General features: G+C 40.6%; 9 protein-coding genes. 3 read left to right on the top strand and 6 right to left on the bottom strand.

The features are described from left to right. Window positions 1-61: 61 nt before the first annotated feature. Window positions 62-1,498 carry a Na+/H+ antiporter NhaC gene (gene nhaC / locus OCU78_RS09820; protein WP_137374658.1) on the bottom strand — a complete coding sequence of 479 codons (1,437 nt, stop codon included), beginning with the start codon at window positions 1,496-1,498 and terminating at the stop codon, window positions 62-64. Window positions 1,499-2,004: 506 nt separating this feature from the next. On the opposite strand from nhaC, the gene asd reads away from it, so the two are divergent. After that, complete coding sequence (gene asd, locus OCU78_RS09815) at window positions 2,005-3,120, top strand: aspartate-semialdehyde dehydrogenase (RefSeq protein ID WP_137374657.1); 1,116 nt, start codon at window positions 2,005-2,007, stop codon at window positions 3,118-3,120. A gap of 92 nt (window positions 3,121-3,212) precedes the next feature. Here asd and OCU78_RS09810 read toward each other — a convergent pair whose 3' ends face one another. After that, window positions 3,213-4,157 (bottom strand): PstS family phosphate ABC transporter substrate-binding protein, encoded by a 945-nt coding sequence (locus OCU78_RS09810; RefSeq protein WP_261856015.1) that lies wholly within the window; start codon window positions 4,155-4,157, stop codon window positions 3,213-3,215. 267 nt (window positions 4,158-4,424) lie between these two features. Between OCU78_RS09810 and OCU78_RS09805 the strand changes: the two genes are divergently transcribed. Then, complete coding sequence (locus OCU78_RS09805; RefSeq protein WP_137374655.1) at window positions 4,425-6,419, top strand: putative bifunctional diguanylate cyclase/phosphodiesterase; 1,995 nt, start codon at window positions 4,425-4,427, stop codon at window positions 6,417-6,419. A 103-nt stretch (window positions 6,420-6,522) separates the two neighbouring features. Here the strand turns inward: OCU78_RS09805 and OCU78_RS09800 are convergent, their stop codons facing one another. The 4 genes from OCU78_RS09800 to OCU78_RS09785 form a co-directional block, all read right to left on the bottom strand. Continuing rightward, the gene (locus OCU78_RS09800) at window positions 6,523-7,362 is read right to left on the bottom strand and encodes an ion transporter (RefSeq protein WP_137374654.1); all 840 of its coding nucleotides are present in this window, start codon (window positions 7,360-7,362) and stop codon (window positions 6,523-6,525) included. Between the two features lie 167 nt (window positions 7,363-7,529). Continuing rightward, a complete protein-coding gene (locus tag OCU78_RS09795) occupies window positions 7,530-8,168 on the bottom strand; it encodes a YchE family NAAT transporter (RefSeq protein WP_137374653.1) in 639 nt (212 codons plus the stop codon). Window positions 8,169-8,399: 231 nt separating this feature from the next. After that, entirely contained in the window at window positions 8,400-9,110 is a 711-nt protein-coding gene (locus tag OCU78_RS09790; RefSeq protein ID WP_137374652.1) for a response regulator, read from the bottom strand. A 10-nt stretch (window positions 9,111-9,120) separates the two neighbouring features. Beyond that, complete coding sequence (locus OCU78_RS09785) at window positions 9,121-12,462, bottom strand: response regulator (RefSeq protein ID WP_137374651.1); 3,342 nt, start codon at window positions 12,460-12,462, stop codon at window positions 9,121-9,123. Window positions 12,463-13,024: 562 nt separating this feature from the next. On the opposite strand from OCU78_RS09785, the gene adhE reads away from it, so the two are divergent. Then, window positions 13,025-15,727: a bifunctional acetaldehyde-CoA/alcohol dehydrogenase gene (gene adhE / locus OCU78_RS09780; RefSeq protein ID WP_137374650.1), complete on the top strand. Its 2,703-nt coding sequence runs from the start codon at window positions 13,025-13,027 to the stop codon at window positions 15,725-15,727. Window positions 15,728-15,801 lie beyond the last annotated feature (74 nt).

Below are 15,801 nucleotides of genomic sequence, written 5' to 3'. Positions count from 1 at the left end.
AAATAAAAAAGAGCGCCTTATTGGGCGCTCTTTTTTATTTACAGGTTCTCAATTTAAAGGTTTAAGCTGACTGTTTACTTAAATCGGCTTGAACATTTTCTTCTGCAGCTGGTGCGGTAGGCTCACATTTATCGACAAACCAACCCATGTAAGACGTCACAATAGTCACGATAATACAAATGAAACTTAGCCACATGAAAGGCGCATAAGACAGTGTCGCGACACCAAGGATGCTCGCCATGTAAATGCCATTGTCACTCCAAGGCACCATACCTGAAGTTAATGTCCCACCAAACTCAGCATTACGTGAAAGATTTTTACGCTTATAGCCAAGACGATCATAGTTCTTAGCACAAATCTTTGGTGTCAGAATCAAAGATACGTACATAGCTGAACCGAACACGTTACCCATGAATGCGGTACCAATCGTACTTGTCGCCAATGAACCTGCACTATTAACACGTCGCTCGAAAATTTTAGCAATCGTTTCAAGTACGCCTACCTTATCTAGTAGGCCACCAAAACCTAAGCCAAATACGATAACAGCAACAGAACCCAGCATTGACGACATTCCGCCACGGTTGAGTATCGAATCAATGAATTCAACGCCTGATGAAATCGAGAACGGAGCCCATGCTGTATTAAACGCCGTTAAGAAATCAATGTCTTGGATCATAACTGCCCAGATGATCCCGAGTAGAGAGCCGAAGCTAATGACTGGGAATGAAGGCATACGGAAAGCAAGCAAGCCAAGAACGATCAAAACAGGTACGAAAGAATAAGGTGTGATGTAGAACTGAACTTCCATCGCTTTAATGACAGACTCAACTTGAGTCATATCAACATTACCTGCGTAGTGAAAGCCAAATGCAGTAAACATTATCCCCGTAATGACATAGCTAATTAAGGCGACTGGCAGCATTCCCTTAATGTGTTCAACAACTTCTACATTCGACATAGAAGAAGCAAGGATCACCGAGTCAGAAAGCGGCGACATTTTATCACCGAAATAACAGCCAGAAAGTACAGCACCAGCAGTGATTGGAGCTGGAACACCAAGCCCTTGACCAATTCCCATCATCGCGATACCCGCTGTACCAGCCGCTCCCCAAGAGGTACCTGTTGCTAGAGCAGTAAGTGAACAAATGATCATAGTAGCAAGAAGGAAAATAGAAGGGTGAATCGCTTTAAGACCATAGTAAATGATGGTAGGTACAATGCCGCCTGAGATCCAAGTCCCGACAAGCGCACCAACAGCTAAAAGTATTAAAACAGCCCCTAAGCCATTAGATATTCCGTTTAATGCTGATTTCTCTAGATCTTTATATTCGTGACCGAGTCGAATACCAAGCCCAATGATAATAAACCAGCCTATATAAAGGGCGAGTTGAATTGGGAGATCAAGTTGTGCTGTGAAAGAGAATGCGAGTGATAAAAATAATCCTAACGCTATGACTACCTGTAACAGGCTAGGTAGGCGGGTTATTCGTTGCTGCATAGAAGCCTCTTGTTATTTTGAGCATTTGTAGTGCTTTATTATGGAGTGGGGTGCGCAAAGGACACTACATTAATTAGTTTATTATATCGAAAAAATGCTCATAAGTTGTGATATTTGACTATTAAATATCACATATGTGGTTTTATGGTCTAATTATTTGTTAAATTCATGGTTATTACATGTTGATTTCTGTCGCACGTTGTTTTCGTTATGTGAAGTATTATTCTGCCTAACTAATAATCGTTAGTGGTAATTTCTGTTTAATTGGAATGAATATAGATAATCTTTAGTGTGTTTTTTGTTCTACTTTTTGATTTTTAGAATAAAAATAGGCGATCAATCAGTGCAATAAGCTCTGGTTTCTCAAGATGGATAACTCCATGATTCACCGTGTTCACTTAAAAGAAACGAAAAACTTACAATTTTTGACAAAAAGCACTTGAGTTCTTTGCCTGAAAAACTTATAGATGGGATAAGCAATTTAATTTTTACATGGAGAGTTCGAGATGAGAGTAGGTCTAGTCGGTTGGCGTGGCATGGTTGGTTCTGTACTAATGCAGCGTATGGTTGAAGAAAAAGATTTTGATCTTATTGAACCTGTTTATTACAGCACATCTCAAATTGGTATTCCTGCACCAGTTTTAGGCGGTAAAGACGCGGGTATGCTACAAGACGCTTTTGATATTGAAAGCCTCAAACAATTAGATGCAATCATTACCTGTCAAGGTGGTGGTTACACCGAGAAAGTTTACCCAGCATTGCGTCAAGCGGGTTGGAAAGGTTACTGGATCGATGCTGCTTCTACACTTCGTATGAATGCAGACTCTATCATCACACTAGACCCTGTAAACTTGGCTCAAATTCAGCAAGGTATTCATAGCGGCACAAACACTTTTGTTGGTGGTAACTGCACTGTTAGCTTAATGCTTATGGGACTTGGCGGTCTTTATGAAAAAGGTCTTGTTGAGTGGGTAAGCGCAATGACTTACCAAGCGGCTTCTGGCGCAGGTGCTAAGAACATGCGTGAATTGATTTCTCAAATGGGAGTGATCAATGACAGCGTGAGTTCAGAATTGGCTAACCCATCAAGCTCAATTCTGGATATTGATAAAAAGGTTGCAGACACTATCCGTTCAGGATCATTCCCAACTGATCAATTTGGTGCTCCACTTGCTGGCTCACTGATTCCTTGGATTGATGTGAAGCGTGAAAATGGTCAGAGCAAAGAAGAGTGGAAAGCAGGCGTTGAGGCAAATAAAATTCTTGGCCTAGACGGTGCACCAATTCCAATTGATGGCACATGTGTTCGTATTGGCGCAATGCGTTGTCATGCTCAAGCTTTAACTATCAAGCTGAAGCAAGATGTGCCAATGGATGAAATTGAAGAAATCATCGCGACTCACAATGATTGGGTAAAAGTGATTCCAAACGATCGCGACATTACTGCACAAGAACTGACTCCAGCAAAAGTAACGGGCACAATGTCTATTCCTGTGGGACGTCTTCGTAAGATGTCGATGGGTAATGACTTCTTGAACGCATTCACTGTTGGTGACCAATTACTATGGGGTGCTGCAGAGCCACTTCGTCGTACACTACGCATCATTCTTGCTGAGAAGTAATATGTAAAAAACGATGAATTAACTAAAAAGCACCTTTAAGGTGCTTTTTTTGTTTAGTCTAGGAGATAAAATTAGATTACTTCAGTAGTCAGTTACTCTCCGTGTAAGAACTGCTCAAAGTTAGAGCTGAGATCTTCATTGTTAAAGACAGATCCAGTCTTGCCTTTTTGTAAGATACTTCGTGCTTGATCGTACATCTCGGCTGATAGAGGAATATAACCGGATTTAGTAACCGTTCTATGAATATTGTCTTGATGAAAATAGAGTTCTAAAAGACGCTTTAATGAAGCTCGTTTATCCAAAGCCGATTTGTTTACGTATACAAAGAGCGGTCGTGATAAGTCTCCGTAAAGTCCGTTTGTCACATTCTCAACACTAGGAAGAGTGGCGACTCCATTTTCGTCAATAATGGCGATAGCTTTTAATTTATCTTGATTCGATGAATAGTAAGCAAAACCCAAGAAAGCCATTGCATATCTATCTACTGCAACTTCAGCAGTCATAGCATTATCATCTTCATTCGCTATGTAATCTTGACGACTGATTTCTTTATCCAGCACAACATCGACAAAATAATCATAAGTACCAGAATCTGAGCCCGGACCGTGTAAGTTTAAAGGTTGATTGGGGTAGTGATCATTAACTTTCTCCCAAGTGCTCAATACGTTTTCGGATGGTGCACGCCAAATTCTATTTAGCTGCTCTAAAGAAAGTGAATCAACCCAATTGTTTTGTTTATTCACAACGACAGTTAATGCATCCAAGGCTACGGGCAACTCTAAAAACTCTATTCCGTTTGCTTTGCATAGGGCTTTTTCGGTTTCTTTAATCGGTCTTGATGCGTTGGATATATCTGTTCTTCCACGGCAGAATTTGCGAAACCCCCCGCCAGTACCTGTAATGCCAATGACAACTTGCGTTTTTGTTCCTTCCGCTAACATGAATTGTTGTGATAGTTGACGAGTGATTGGATACACAGTACTCGAACCTTCAATTTGGATTAGATCTTTTGCCCATGCTGTATGAGCTGAAAGCAAAGCCACACTAAAGAAGAGGCGAGTGATGAGATTGAACAAAGTGTTAAGCATGGCATTTGGGCATAGTGAAAAAGGATCGACCGATAAAACAATTGGTGAAAAATATAAAACTTCTCAATGGTTTAAACAACTCATTGAATAAAAGTTCATCAAACTTTCATGAAAGTCATAAAACTCTGGAGATTCACTAAATTGAAATAATTTTGACTTATGGTTTAAAGCTTCTGTTTTTATTCTTATTTTTGGTCACCAAACTCGTATCGTCTTATGAAACGTAAGTACTTATTTACATCACTATTAGCAGTGTTAGTTATCACATTTACTTCGGCACTTGTGTCTCAATCCACTCATTTGCTGGTTAAGAAATCACCGTTAGCGGAAGCGGCAGCGGAGATAAAGGTTAATGGCACTTTAGCGTATTTGTGGTTTGATGAAATCATGTCGGGCGATACTGCCCAATCAATACAGGAAGTATGGTACTACCTTGAAATAGCTGATTGGCATCTCGTTGCATTACTAGAGGGTGGAGAAAGTATCATGGGGAGCTACCAACCTGTTGATGACCCCGAGATTCGTAAACGACTGATTGCCTTACGTGAGATGTTAGCTGATTTTAGAATTAAAGCTGAAGCGAATTATCAGCATATTCAATCTGATCGTGCTGTTGTGTTCAGTTCAGTTCGACGTGATGAGCAATTTTTAGAGTTTGCGAGTAAAGCTGATGATATACAGCGGGTGATTAAAACCAGTTATGAGCTTGGGATTGATAGCTACACACGAACCAGTATTACTCTGATTCTTGCTGTTATTGTTATTGCCGCTTATTCAATCCGAATTCAACATAAGTATGAAAAAAATAGAGACTCTCTTTTACAGTCTTTGACGGATGCCAAAAGTGCCATTGAAGAAAAAAACACTCAATTACATAACAGAGCGTACTTTGACCCTCTTACTGGTCTACCAAATCGTTCATTGTTTTTAGACCGGCTTAATCAATCTATCCTTAATGCTGAACGCTCAAAAAAATCGTTTGCTCTGCTTTTTATCGACCTTGATCACTTCAAAGATGTGAATGACCAGCATGGACATGACGTGGGCGATCAGTTGCTTAAGCTGGTGGCAAAGCGCATTAATCACTGTATACGTGTTACCGATCTCTCAGCCCGCTTCAGTGGTGATGAGTTTGTCGTGGTACTCGGCCACCTTGCTGATGTCAGTAAAGCCATTAGTGTTGCGAATAAAATCGCGTCACAAGTTAATACTGCCTTAGCGACTCCATTTCAACTTGGCAGTGCTAGCGTTCATGTTTCTGCAAGTATTGGTATTTCTATCTACCCGGAAGACAGCGCGACTCAAGATAGCTTGATTCGGTACGCAGATAACGCCATGTACCATGCAAAATCAATGGGTAAGAACAACTTCCAGTTTTATTCAAAAGAGCTTAATCGTATAGCAATGTCTCAGAAGGACACGGAGACTTCGCTCAATATCGCGATCGAAAACGATGAATTTGAGCTTCATTATCTTCCTAAATGGCACTTAGCAACGGAGAAAGTAGAAGGTGTTGAAGCATTAGTTCGATGGAAGCATCCAACTAAGGGGCTGTTAAACCCGAATGATTTTATTCCAGTTGCTGAATCTACCGGCCAAATTAGGTTGCTTGATTTATTGGTTACTCAAAAGGCACTTAACCAGCAGAAACGATGGTTAGAGCAGGGCGTTGATCTTGGTATCGTAGGAATTAATATTTCAGCAAGAAGCCTTAAGCACCCAGAGTTTTTTGAGCGATTAAAAAACATTATTGTAGATTCAAATGTGCCTACGAATAAGCTTGAAATTGAAATTACTGAAACGGTGATGGTGGAAGACATTGAACTTGCACAAGTCATTTTTGCTGAGCTTAAACAATTAGGTGTAAGAATTGCGCTGGATGACTTTGGAACGGGGTTTTCTTCGCTTTCTTATCTGAAAGATTTTGACTTTCAAACACTTAAAATTGACCGAAGTTTCGTCATGGATTACACATTGAATAATACCTCACAGGTCTTACTTAAATCGATTATCCAATTAGGGAACGAGTTGGGTGTGTCAGTTGTTGCTGAAGGTGTTGAAACGAAACAGCAGCAGCAAGATTTGTTTGATATGGGTTGTCTAACTGGGCAGGGCTTTTATTTATCTAAACCATTAACGGCTGACGCATTAGTGGAGCAGTTAGTAAAAAGTGATAAAAGTAATGTGGTTAAGCTGGAAATAGCAGGCTAGTTATCTTTATAACAAAATAACTCTATAGCAAGGCACCTATATAACAAGATACTTATATAGCAAGATACCTATATAGCTTAGCCTGCTTTTATTTGTTGAATGTCTATTCTGGTGTGGTAATTCTTTTATCTGGATCTGCCAGTTCACTGCCACAATATTTGCAATGCATAGCGTCACTTTCATGCCCTGATTTAGAACAGTTTGGGCATTTAACTAATGACTTATGCGAGTTCATTTCTTGATTCAGTTCAGCTGTGATGATCCCTGTTGGAACCGCTAAAATGGAATAGCCCAGCAGCATGGTAATAGAGGCGATAGCTTTGCCTATGCTAGTTTGCGGAACCAAATCACCATAGCCCACCGTTGTAATGGTCACAATCGCCCAATATATACTTTGCGGAATGGAGGTAAAGCCGTGTTTTGGTCCTTCAATAACGTAAATTATTGAACCTAATATGATGACTAAGATGCCAACGGTGCTAAAGAAAATCAGGATCTTTCTTTTAGCCATCAACAGAGAACGCAACAAGATATTTGAGTCTTGCAAATATCGAACTAATTTTAGGATTCGAAAGATTCGCATCACGCGTAACATTCTGATTACGCTGATATAAGCTGCTGTTGGGAAGAAAAGTGCAAGATAAGTCGGGAGAATCGCGAGTAAATCGATGACACCGTAAAAGCTACCCGCATAAGCTTTTGGTTTCGGTGAACAGTAAAGTCTCAGTAAGTATTCAATAGTAAATAGACCGGTGAAACCGAATTCTAAATACATAAAAACGTCTGCCCATTGCTCATTTAAAGCTGGAATGGAATCTAATACCAGCACAATCAAAGAAGCAATGATTGCAATGATTAAGCCTAAATCAAAAGCTCTTCCTGCTGGAGTGTGCGTTCCAAAAATAATGACGTATAAATGATGCTTAAGTGAATGGCGAGACATAAGTAGACGCTGTAAATACTATGATATTTTTAATAGTACCGTTTTCATTCGAAAGAGGCGAGTGTAGAGCTCACCTCTAAGTTCCTCACCTCAACGTTTTAGTTTCAGTACTCAATGTGTAAATCGAATGAAAAACACTTGATAGCCTGATAAACAGCCTAAGTGAGTTAAGCAAGCCCTGGAAATAGGTTTCTTAATCCATTCGCTATGAATTCAATCCCAAGTGCGCCTAAAATTAAGCCCATGATACGAGTGATCACATTGATACCTGTTTGCCCTAAAAATCTTACGATGACAGGAGCTGAACGAAATAGCATCCATGAACATAAAGCAAATGTGACGATACTGATGGCGATTCCAAATGTGTCAATTGCTGCGGGATAACGTGAACCATAAACAATGGTTGAGCTAATTGCACCAGGACCAGCCATCAAAGGCATAGCCAGTGGAACTACTCCAATTTGTTCTTTGCTTATGTACTCTGATTTTTCCTGCTTGTTCTGTTTATCTTCACCTAACTTACCACTCATCATCGAAAAAGCGATGCTAAGCAGAAGTAACCCGCCAGCAACACGAAAAGAGTCTAAAGAAATGCTGAACATATCAAGCAACATTTGACCAGCGACTAACGACACCATCAAAATAACTGCGACGGCAACATTCGCTTGTAAAGCTGTCTTATTCCTTTCTTCTGCAGGCATGTGTGCCGTCAGGGAAACAAACACAGGCATTATGCCAATAGGGTTAACTGCGGCTACTAAACCAAGAAAAAATTGAAGGAATATTGCCAGTTCTAAATTTTGCATATTGTTGAACCTCCAAGTGACCAAATTAGGTGAATTGGGCGTAATGTAATGCAGAAAAGAAGAAACAACTAATGAAAAAAACTAAGTCGAAAGCTTGTGTTTTTTTTAGAAAAACTAATAGAACGAAGCCAGATTTAGATGAGATGAATCTGGCTTGTTTTCAGTATTACATTTACGTGTTACTGAGGTGTTAAATGTGAATCTACTGATTCATTTCTAGCGAGTAAATACTTAAGTCACTGTATCTTTTTGATCGACTCTTACACGGATATGACCAAATTGTACAACTTCACTTAGCTCGTACAACCGGCGAAGTAGCTTCTGATTTATTAAAGTACCAGCCTTTAGTAAGCATGAGCCATTTGATAACTCAATGTCGTCTAAAATAGTCATTTCACTTTTAAGTTCAGAGAGTGTCGCTGGGATGAAAAAGTGGCATGAAACTTCTTTTATCCTTGGTTGTTTAGTCTCTGGCTGTAGGTTTTTAGGAGATAAACTAATCTCCGTTGAGATATCGGCGTAAAGATGTTGCTGATACAGCTCTTTCGGTTCTGAAATGGCAAGCAGGATTTTTTGTTGAGCTTCTTTGACCGATATAGGTTTAACTAAAAAAGCATCGACTTCCAGTGTCATACAAGCAGAAGTCGTGGCTGCGTCAGAGAGAGTCGTTACAGCGATAATACTCGTATATTGTGAGCTCTTAGTCTGGCTTGTTCTTATTTTCTTGATGAGCTCAATGCCGTTTTGATTGGGCATATTAATATCGGTGATCACAAGATCTATTGGATCTGTGTTGAGTATTGTGACAGCACTTTCTCCGTCTTCGGCAGACTTAACATTTTCAAATCCAGTTCTTTTCAGCATGCTGACAAATGCCTCCCTAGAAAAAGGGTGGTCTTCAACGACGAGTATAGACAGTAAACTCTTTGCGAATGTATTCATTAGCGTATCCTTACTTAATGATTGCATTGTCTTGTAGATATTTTCCTAGCTTATGTAACTCAGCTTTTCCATGGTCAATAGTCAGGTTTAGTTCATTCCAATCTTTTTCCAATGCGATATTCTGTAGCTGTTCAAAGGTGTTGGCTATAGGAATAGCTCCTGCAGATCTGGCTGCTCCTTTTGCGGCGTGTGCCACCTGCTGAATTTGTGTTTCATCTTTATTGTCAAGAGCTTGGCTTATTAAACCAACGTCATTATTGACAGAGTCCCAGTAGTTTTTAAGAAGTGGAGCGATAATGTTTCCTTCCGAAGTCCCTAGCAGTTGGCTGAGAGTCTCAAGGCAAATTGGGTCGTTGGGGACGGTATTTTGGGGGCGGTTTTGGGTTTCCTCATGCTCGGCAGGCTGGTTCTCTTGAGGTAATATTTTTAACCACTTTTGTATTGTGGTATCGAGAGTTTTCAATTCGACAGGTTTAGACAAATATCCATCCATCCCTGACGATAAGCACTGGTCCGCCGCATCGGCGACAGCATTTGCGGTAATCGCAATGATCGGAATATGTGGGCTAACTTCTCTGTTTCGTTCGACTTGTCGAATATGTTCAGACATCTCATAGCCATCCATGATCGGCATGTGGCAATCAGTCAGAATTAAATCAAATTCAAGTTCTTTCCATTTTTGTATGGCCTCTTGCCCGTCTCTCGCCAATTCGCACTGGTAGCCTAAATGCTCCAACTGTCGCGATATGACATCTAAGTTGGTTGGTTGATCATCTACGACCAATATTTTTCCAGATTTGATTTCTTGAGGTGAATTACCTGTTTCTAGTTCTTCAAGCAGAGGCAGATCTGGTGACCGAGTGCCATTCATAATGGCGAGTGAATGAATCAATTGGCTTGGTTTTAATGGGGAGCAACTTAGTATGTAGTCATGATCTTGGTTGAGACCATTACCAACTGTAATGTCTTTAGTCAAAATTATTACTTTACTGTAATCATCTGAGTTGATTAAGGTGGACTTTAACTTGTCGGCGCTAAAATCCGGTCCTAAAACGATGACACTGTACGGTGTTTGGTTTTGTACTCCATAATTCAATACGGACTTAGCTCTTTCAATTGAAGTTACGAAAGTACTGGAGCATTGGTGACCTTGTAAGTTTAATTTATAGCATTCAATGACATACTCATCATTGGTGATGAATAATAGCCGTGAACCTTTTAGATCAGCTATGTCGTTATCTATTGGTGGAGTGGTGACTTCTATATAGGGAAGGCGAATAGTGAAAGTACTTCCAACACCAAATTCACTTTCAACTGTGATATCTCCTCCCATTAATTCTAGTAACGTTTTCGTTATTGAAAGCCCTAAGCCTGTGCCACCAAATAAGCGAGTAGTACTGGTATCGGCTTGTGAAAAAGCGTTGAACAGTTTGTGGATCTGTTTGGGTGTCATTCCGATGCCGCTATCTTTAATGGTCACCTCGACATAGGGGGCAATGTCATCAGCCACTAGTTTTGCATCAATGTTGATGCGCCCTCTAATATCGATATAGCCCTCAGTGAACTTGACGGCATTACCCACTAGGTTAAGCAAGACTTGGCTCATTCGTACGCTGTCCCCCATTAACAATTTCGGGAGGGCTGCGTCATAAGACAAACATAGGTCTATATGTTTTTTATCTGCTTGAAGAAAAAGCACATCCAATGTTCGTTCTAGCAACATCTGTAGTTCGGTTGGTACGCTTTCTAATGACATTTTACCGGCTTCAATTTTTGAGAAATCTAAAATGTCATTAATAATGTGTAGGAGGGTTAGGGATGAATCTCTAATGGTGGTGACCATGGTTTTCTGGTCATTTGTAAGCTCAGTTTCATTGAGCAGGCTGAGCATACCCACCACGCCATTCATTGGGGTTCTAATCTCATGACTCATGTTTGCTAGAAACATCGATTTTGCTTCATTAGCTGCTTGCGCAATTTCACTTTCGTGGCGCAGAAAATCCTGTGCATTTTTTTCTTTAGTTATATCGATATTCACTCCGCCCATTGCAATAGCGGTATCGGAATCGCTATCAAAAATCACATCGGCGGCGGCTTTAATCCAGCGAGTTTCATTGTTAGGTAAAATGATACGAAACTCAGAAGTAAACTGAGAAAGTGTTTCTCTAGCATGTGCGAGCGATTGTTCAGCATGTTCAATATCTTCCGGATGAACCCTTTCTTTCCACATATCATAATTATTAGTAGAGGATTCTGGGGAAACTCCGTATATGTCATACATGCGCTTATCCCACTCTAAAATATTCGTATCGAAGTCCCAATTCCAAATCCCAATCCCTCCGGCGAGAGCTGCCAGGTTAAGTCTTCTTACCGTTTCTTGAAGCTCATCTTGGCTTCTTTGTAGTTCCTTTTCAGTGACTTTGAATTGTTGAGTATCTCTTAGCGTAACAAGAGTGTGGTTCGCTTGGTCTAGTTGAACTCTGTGGATAGTACCAATCAAAGGGATGGTTTGATTATTCACTTGTGCAGAAAGACCGGCAACTTCGAGTTCATCCCGGTGTTCGAATAAAGATGCCGGGATTTTGAGCTCTTTGTTTGATTTGTGCTTGATGAACTGGCTGATAGGGCGACCAATTATATCACTCGTGTTTTGGTTGAGAAGTTGAGCCATGGTGAGATTGGCATCCAGAATGATGCTGTTGTCATCAAGTAGCAGTAGGCATTCAAAAAATTGATCAAACATTGCGCCAGCAACAGAAGTTGAGGTAACTGAAGTATTGACTACTTTTCCTGAATTCATTGAATCCAGTTCATTCACTAGCTGTTTTTTTTCTGCTTCAAGCTGTTCAATAGCCGCTCGATTTTCTTTTATTAGTACTTCAACTTTATCATTAAGCGTATTGTTACCACTTTGTAATCCAGACAAGTTGTTATGTAGCGACGATATATCAGTGTGGGTCAGTAATAAGTACTGGACTCCTCCTTCTGCGTTACAAATAGTGCTTACTTGAAGGCTTAGATAAGCCCCAGAAAAAGTAGAAAGAGTGAGTACATGGCTATCGCTTGGAGTACTTAAAGATATTTGCACTTCATTTAAAATTTTTGAATCACAAAATTCACGGTAGATTTCTGTGACGCTCTGTCCCAAGACTTGCATTCTATTTAGGTTAAAAAATTTTAGAAAAGCGTTATTGGCATACAGGATAGCTAACGAATCTTCTATGGCGTCACAAACTAAAACACCATCCGGGAGTGTGTCTAAGATATTGTTTTGAATATTCACATCTTTAGGTGGGGTATTTATTGGCTGCTTTAGAAAGCTTCTTATTTTTGATGTGAGTGATTCTCTCATAGTTCCAGCCTTAGTTATTTTTATGAAACTTATTTCATTTTAATTATAGGCATCATTGCGAAGAAAGCTGATAAAAGAAGGAAAATGAGATCAAGTCAGCTATGTATTGGACTAGATGTGTTACGGATATGAGATCTAATCGAGAAATTGTTAAGAGATACACAAATTTAATAAAAATTATGTCAAGATCTGGTGCGTTGCAATTTGATGGATATACTCCTAGTGGCACGTATTTACCCATCTACATGTAACTTAACTGATTAAAAATGAAACTTTTTTACAGAATATTACAACGTATATACGAAAATATTTTGTTTGCTTGTTTTTTATCCAAAATTAAAATGTGATTTAAATCTATATAAATCATTAGTTTAAGTGTTGTTTTGCGAGTGTTGTACTACTTTTTGGTTAATTATTTTTTGGTAACTGATCTGGGTCAATTTTTTTCATACCCTGAAATAATATACTCAGCCCTGAAAGCAATTTACTAAGAGAGCTGTTGAGTACAACACAGCAGTTTTAATAAAAAGTTTTTAATATTTATTATTTTAGGAGATCCACCATGCCTGTAACTAACTTAGCTGAACTAGATGCTCTCGTAGCTCGCGTTAAAGCAGCACAAGAAGAGTTCGCAACTTTCTCTCAAGAGCAAGTAGATGCAATCTTCCGCGCAGCGTCTCTTGCGGCTAACCACGCTCGTATTCCGCTAGCTCAACAAGCGGTTGCTGAATCTGGAATGGGTATTGTTGAAGATAAAGTAATCAAAAACCACTTTGCTTCTGAGTTTATCTACAACAAATACAAAGACGAAAAAACATGTGGCATCCTAGATGAAGATGAAAGCTTAGGCACAATGACTATCGCTGAGCCTGTAGGTATCATCTGTGGTATCGTTCCAACAACGAACCCAACTTCTACAGCAATCTTCAAATCTCTAATTTCTCTTAAGACACGTAACGGCATCATCTTCTCGCCACACCCACGTGCAAAGAACTCAACTAACGATGCAGCGAAACTGGTTCTAGACGCAGCTGTTGCAGCGGGTGCTCCAAAAGACATCATCGGTTGGATCGACCAACCATCTGTAGAGCTTTCTAACGCGCTTATGAAGCACGACGGTATTGCACTTATCCTAGCGACTGGTGGTCCAGGCATGGTTAAAGCTGCATACTCTTCTGGTAAGCCTGCTATCGGTGTTGGTGCTGGTAACGTACCTGTAGTTATCGATGAAACAGCTGACATCAAACGTGCTGTAGCATCTATCCTTATGTCTAAAACATTCGATAACGGCGTTGTATGTGCTTCTGAGCAAGCTGCAATCGTTGTTAGCGACGTATATGAAGAAGTTAAAGAGCGTTTTGCTTCTCACAAAGCTCACGTTTTATCTAAAGCTGACGCTGATAAAGTACGTAAAGTGCTTCTTATCGACGGCAACCTAAACGCTAAAATCGTAGGCCAACCTGCTCCAGCAATCGCTGAAATGGCTGGTGTTAAAGTTCCTGCTGATACAAAAGTACTTGTAGGTGAAGGTCTGGGTAAAGTTTCTTACGATGACGAATTTGCTCATGAGAAACTATCTCCAACTCTAGGTCTATTCCGTGCAGACGACTTCGAAGATGCAGTTGCTCAAGCGGTAACTATGGTTGAAATCGGTGGTATCGGTCACACATCTGGTCTTTACACTAACCAAGATACTAACGCAGACCGCATCCGTTACTTCGGTGACAAGATGAAGACGGCTCGTATCCTAATCAACATCCCTACTACTCACGGTGGTATCGGTGACCTGTACAACTTCAACGTTGCACCTTCTCTAACTCTAGGTTGTGGTTCATGGGGTGGTAACTCTATCTCTGAGAACGTAGGTCCTAAGCACCTTATCAACAAGAAAACTGTAGCGAAGCGAGCTGAAAACATGTTGTGGCACAAACTACCTAAGTCTATCTACTTCCGTCGTGGTAGCCTTCCAATCGCTATGAGCGACCTAGAAGGTAAGAAACGCGCATTCCTAGTAACTGACCGTTTCTTGTTCAACAACGGTTACGCAGATGACGTAGTACAAATCCTGAAATCTCAAGGTATTGAAGTTCAAGTATTCTTCGATGTAGAAGCGGATCCAACACTATCTGTTGTTGAGAAAGGCGCTGAAGCAATGAAGAGCTTCCAACCTGACGTAATCCTTGCTCTAGGTGGCGGTTCTCCAATGGATGCTGCTAAGATCATGTGGGTTATGTACGAGCACCCAGAAACTCACTTCGAAGAACTTGCAATGCGCTTTATGGATATCCGTAAACGTATCTACAAGTTCCCTAAAATGGGTAAAAAAGCTGAGCTTGTATGTATCACTACTACTTCAGGTACGGGTTCAGAAGTTACTCCATTCGCGGTTGTTACTGACGACAAGACAGGTGCTAAGTACCCACTAGCTGACTACGAAATCACGCCAAACATGGCTGTTGTTGATGCTAACCTAGTAATGAACATGCCTAAGTCTCTAACAGCATTTGGGGGTTACGATGCAGTAACTCACGCTCTTGAAGCTTACGTATCTGTTCTTGCGAACGAATACTCAGATGGTCAAGCTCTACAAGCTCTTAAGATGCTTAAAGAATACTTACCATCAAGCTATAAGAATGGTTCAGCAGACCCAATCGCTCGTGAGAAAGTACACAACGCTGCAACGATTGCTGGTATTGCCTTTGCGAACGCATTCCTAGGTGTGTGTCACTCAATGGCTCACAAAATTGGTGCTGAGTTCCACCTACCACACGGTCTTGCTAACGCACTACTTATCTCAAACGTTGTACGTTACAACGCGAACGATAACCCAACTAAACAGACTGCATTCTCTCAGTACGACCGTCCACAAGCACGTCGTCGTTACGCTGAAGTTGCTGACCACCTAGGCCTAAGCCAAGCTGGTGACCGTACTGCTCAGAAGATTGAACGTCTACTAACTTGGTTAGAAGAGCTTAAAGTTGACCTAGACATCCCACTATCTATTCAAGCGGCGGGTGTTAACGAGTCTGACTTCATCGCGAAACTAGACGAGCTAGCTGTTGAAGCGTTCGATGACCAGTGTACAGGTGCTAACCCACGTTACCCTCTAATCACTGAGCTTAAAGAAGTTCTAACAACGTCTTACTTCGGTAAAGCATACGTTGAAGGTGAAACTTTTGAAGGTACGACTGTAATTTTGAAGAAAGCTGACCAAAAGCCAGCTGAAGAAAAAGCAGCACCAAAAGCTAAAAAAGCTAACGCATAATAAGTAAGCATTAGTTTTGAGGTAGGTCTTCGCTAGCACGATACTTATCCATCGGGAAATTCAAAGCCCCAACC

The organism is Vibrio gallaecicus (assembly GCF_024347495.1).
Classification (GTDB): domain Bacteria; phylum Pseudomonadota; class Gammaproteobacteria; order Enterobacterales; family Vibrionaceae; genus Vibrio; species Vibrio gallaecicus.
This window is presented reverse-complemented; position numbering and strand designations above follow the sequence as displayed.